Raw genomic sequence first — 4,285 nt, forward strand, 5'->3', positions numbered from 1 at the left:
GCAGCCGGCGGTGCGATGAACGGCGCCGACACGGTCGGGCTAAATATGGCGCGCCAGCTCGGCGACGGCGAGCAGATCGTCGTCGGCATCGCGCCGGCCAAAGGCCAGCCCGCGGCGCTGGGCAGCTCGGTGACGTCGGGAACGCCGGGCACACCGGTAACCTCAGCCAAGCCATCAGGGTCGGCCTCGCCGAAACCGGGGGAGGTGATCGACCTCAACACCGCGACGGTGCAGCAGCTCGACACGCTGCCCGGCATCGGACCGGTGACAGCCGCCGCGATCGTGGCTTGGCGGGAGGCCAATGGCAAGTTCACCAGCGTGGACCAGCTCGCTGAAGTGGACGGCATCGGCCCGGCCCGGCTCGACAAGCTGCGACCCCTCGTCCGTGTCTGAGACTGGTGCCACACCCTGGCGCCGATCCGGCATCGGCGCGGCTAGACCTGCGCCTGGTCCCGGCCGCGCTCATCAGCTGGGTCGTTACGGCCGCCGGAATCATGTGGCCCGTCGGCACGATCGCGGCGTTGACATGCCTTGTGCTGGTTGCCTTCTCCGGTGTGCTGTGCTGGCATGCGGCGAGTCGTCAGGGGCCACGCTGGGCTCGCACGGTCAGTGTGGGCCTGCTGGGCATCGGTTTGGTGGGCGCCGGCTTCGGGTTCGCGATCGCACTGCGTAGCGAGGCGGTCGATCACCACCCGATCACCCAGGCGTTCGGCCATGCCACGTCGGTGACGGTCACACCGAACGAAACAGCGATATCGGTTGGTCGCGGCCGGCTGCTGTTTCGCGCCACCCTGCAGCGCCTGGCAGACCGTGAAATGTCCGGCCGCGTGGTGGTTTTCGCGCGGGCGGCCGATTTCGGTGAGGTGATGGTGGGCCAGCCGGTGCGTTTCACCGCGCGGATCGCCCGTCCGACCCGCCGGGACCTGACAGTCGCAGCGCTCAACGCGACAGGAAAGCCGACGATGGGCCAGGCCGTGGCGGTGCATCGGGCTGCGCATGCGGTCCGCGACCGGTTCGCTGCGGTCGCCCGGGACGTACTGCCCGCCCCACAGGCCGCCATGCTGCCCGCGCTGGTCCTCGGCGACACATCGACGGTCACGGCGATGACGAGCCAGGACTTTCGCGCGGCGGGCATGACGCACTTGACGGCGGTGTCGGGAGCCAACGTCACGATCGTCTGCGGGGCGGTGTTGTTCTGCGCACGGCTGATCGGTCCGCGTTCGGCAGTCGGGCTGGCCGCGGTCGCATTGGTGGTGTTCGTGATCGTGGTGCAGCCGACGGCCAGCGTTCTGCGTGCGGCAGTGATGGGCGCCATCGCGCTGCTGGGCGTGCTGTCTTCCCGGCGGCGACAAGCGATTCCGAGCTTGTCGGCCGCGGTGCTGGTGTTGATGGTCGCTGCGCCCCACCTTTCCGTCGACGTGGGTTTCGCGTTGTCCGTGGTCGCGACGGCGGCTCTGGTCGTGATCGCGCCGGTCTGGTCCCGGCGCATGGTGTCGCGCGGCTGGCCCAAGCCGCTCGCGGACGCCGTTGGTATCGCGTGCGCCGCGCAATTGGTCACCGCGCCGCTGGTGGCCGGGATCTCCGGGCGCGTCAGCGTGGTGGCCGCAGCGGCCAATCTTGCCGCGGCGCCGGTGATCGCGCCGATCACCGTGCTGGGCACCGCGGCGGCCGCGCTTGGCATGTTCTGGCCGGCGGCGGCAGAACTGTTGATCCGCTTCACCGGTCCCGAGCTGTGGTGGGTGCTGAACGTCGCGCACCGGGCGGCCGGTGTGCCGGCTGCCAGCCTGCCGGTTCCTGCGGGGCTGCCCGGCGCGGTGCTGGTTGGCGTTTGCGCCGTGCTGGTCGTCGCGCTATGGCGGTGGCGGTGGTTTCGGGCCGCCGCCGGAGTTTCCGTGGTGTGCCTGCTTGCCTGGGCGTTGTCGGGGCTGGTGTCCGGCGCGTCGGTGTCGGCTGGTCGTGACACGATCGTGGGGTGAGCTCAGCGGTTTCGCCGTTACATCTGGTGCTGGGAGAAGAAGAGCTGTTGGTCGAGCGCGCCGTCGCGGCGATACTGCGATCGGTGCGTGAGCACGCAGGCACCGACGATGTGCCGGTGAGCCGGGTGCGTGCCGGTGATGTCGACGCCTACGAGCTCGCCGAGCTGTTGAGCCCGTCGCTATTCGCCGACGAGCGGGTTGTGGTGCTGGATGCCGCAGGTGAGGCGGGCAAGGACGCGGCCACGCTCATCGCCACAGCCGCCGCCGACATTCCACCCGCCACCGTGCTGGTGGTGGTGCATTCGGGCGGTGGGCGCGCCAAGTCACTGGCAAGCCAGCTGCGCGACCTCGGCGCCGAGGTTCACCCCTGCGCCCGCATCATCAAAGCCAGCGAACGCGTCGACTTTGTTCGTGGCGAATTCCGCTCGCTGGACGTCCGGGTCGACGACGACACCGTCACTGCGCTACTCGACGCGGTGGGGTCGGACATGCGCGAACTGGCCTCGGCCTGCTCGCAGCTGGTCGCCGACACCGGCGGCGATGTCGACGTCGCGGCAGTGCGCGGCTACCACAGCGGCAAGGCAGAAGTGAAAGGCTTCGACATCGCCGACAAAGCCGTGAGCGGCGACCTGGCGGGAGCCGCCGAGGCGCTGCGGTGGGCGATGATGCGCGGTGAGCCGCATGTGGTGCTCGCCGACGCGCTGGCCGAAGCCGTGCACACCATCGCCCGGGTCGGGCCGCTGTCCGGTGACCCGTACCGGCTGGCGGCGGAGGTCGGGATGCCGCCGTGGCGGGTGCAGAAAGCCCAACGACAGGCACGGCGCTGGTCGCGCGACACGGTGGCGACGGCGATCAAACTGGTTGCGGCGCTCAACGCCGACGTCAAAGGGGCCGCCGCGGACGCCGACTACGCGCTGGAAGCCGCGGTCAGGAAGGTCGCCGAGCTAGCGGTCCGCTGACGATGCGGGCCGGGACGGCCCCGAGGACGAGGCGGCCAATTGGACTGCGGCAAGCCGGGCGTAGCTCAGATCTTGTTGTATACGCGCGTCAGCGCCGACTTCTTGTTCGCCGCCTGGTTTTTGTGGATCACACCCTTGCTGGCCGCCTTGTCCAGCTTGCGGGTGGTCGCTACCAGCATCTCCGCGGCCTTGTCTTTTTCACCGGCCTCGGCAGCCTCGCGGAACTTGCGGATCGCCGTGCGAACCGACGACTTGACCGACTTGTTGCGCAGTCGCCGGCGCTCGTTGGTGCGGTTGCGCTTCGCCTGTTGCTTGATGTTGGCCACGCGCTAGTTCCTTCGTCGTTCTCGGCGGGTTGGTGTGTCAGCGTTTGCCCAGGCGGCTGGGCAGCGACGAGCCAGGGTATCAGTCAGCGGGGCATTCTCTCAAAGCGGAGCGCCATGGCCTGCGGAAACCGCCGCAGTGGTGCAGCATACTTCAGTGGGCGTTCGCAGCTTGTCCGTCGAGACCAGGCGGAATTCACGCAGCCAAACGTCGAAGCGCTAACAGCGCATCTTCGACGGCTACAACGACGCGGGCAGCTAGGCGAACGCCTTCGACGAGATGTTCGACCCCCAAGGCAATGTCCGAGCCCCCGTACCGGGGCATCTACGCCGAACTTGCCCCCTCCGACGCCTCCGAACTGGAGGCGCGCGCTGAGGCACTGGGCCGCGCATTCGTCGATCAGGGCATCACGTTCTCGTGATCGGGCCAGGAGCGGCCATTTCCGCTCGACCTGATCCCGTGGGGTGCGCGCGGTCGACGACTACGCCGCGCATCTGCTGCGGGCGCTACGCAAATCGGCGGCCACCAATGAGGCCGACCCGACCGTCGTCGTGCTCACCCCCGGGGGTGGCCAACGCCGCGTACTTCGAGCATTCGCTGTTGGCCCGGCAGATGGGCGTCGATCTCGTCGAAGGCCGCGACCTGTTCTGTCGCGACAACCAGGTCGACAAGCGCACGACTGCAGGCGAGCGCCAGGTCGACGTCATCTACGGGCGCATCGACGACGCCTTCCTGGACCCGCTGCAGTTCCGGAACGCGCGGCGGTGCCAAAAAGATTCGTGACGATCCGCGGGGCTGGATCGCACAGCCGGTGATGCAGCTGTCGACGGTGCCGACCAGGGTGGGAAACAAGCTCGCTCCGCGCTACGTCGATCTGCGGCCCTTCGCGGTCAACGACGGCGATGAGGTGTGGGTGTTGCCCGGCGGTCTGACGCGCGTCGTACTGCAGGAGGGATCACTGGTGGTCAACTCCAGCCAGGGCGGAGGTTCGAAGGACACCTGGGTCCTTGGCACCCCGCGCGTCGC

At 68.9% G+C, this 4,285-nt stretch carries 3 protein-coding genes and 2 pseudogenes (1 of these 5 running past the window's edge); 4 read left to right on the top strand and 1 reads right to left on the bottom strand.

Going from position 1 to position 4,285, the window contains the following annotated elements; all coding sequences use genetic code 11:
- The 3 genes and pseudogenes from ACFE99_RS11765 to holA all read left to right on the top strand — a co-directional run.
- Positions 1 to 393: pseudogene (locus tag ACFE99_RS11765) on the top strand (ComEA family DNA-binding protein) (it extends 461 nt beyond the left edge of the window).
- A gap of 47 nt (positions 394 to 440) precedes the next feature.
- Complete coding sequence (locus ACFE99_RS11770) at positions 441 to 1,976, top strand: ComEC/Rec2 family competence protein (RefSeq protein WP_375485423.1); 1,536 nt, start codon at positions 441 to 443, stop codon at positions 1,974 to 1,976.
- The gene (holA, locus tag ACFE99_RS11775) at positions 1,973 to 2,935 is read left to right on the top strand and encodes a DNA polymerase III subunit delta (RefSeq protein WP_375485418.1); all 963 of its coding nucleotides are present in this window, start codon (positions 1,973 to 1,975) and stop codon (positions 2,933 to 2,935) included. The genes ACFE99_RS11770 and holA overlap by 4 nt, the downstream gene beginning before the upstream one ends.
- A 65-nt stretch (positions 2,936 to 3,000) precedes the next feature.
- Here holA and rpsT read toward each other — a convergent pair whose 3' ends face one another.
- Positions 3,001 to 3,261 carry a 30S ribosomal protein S20 gene (rpsT, locus tag ACFE99_RS11780; protein ID WP_375485420.1) on the bottom strand — a complete coding sequence of 87 codons (261 nt, stop codon included), beginning with the start codon at positions 3,259 to 3,261 and terminating at the stop codon, positions 3,001 to 3,003.
- A 226-nt stretch (positions 3,262 to 3,487) separates the two neighbouring features.
- Between rpsT and ACFE99_RS11785 the strand changes: the two are divergent.
- Positions 3,488 to 4,285: pseudogene (locus ACFE99_RS11785) on the top strand (circularly permuted type 2 ATP-grasp protein); the annotation flags it as partial.

Origin of the sequence: uncultured Mycobacterium sp., assembly GCF_964249325.1 — a bacterium.
In the GTDB taxonomy this organism is placed as follows: domain Bacteria; phylum Actinomycetota; class Actinomycetes; order Mycobacteriales; family Mycobacteriaceae; genus Mycobacterium.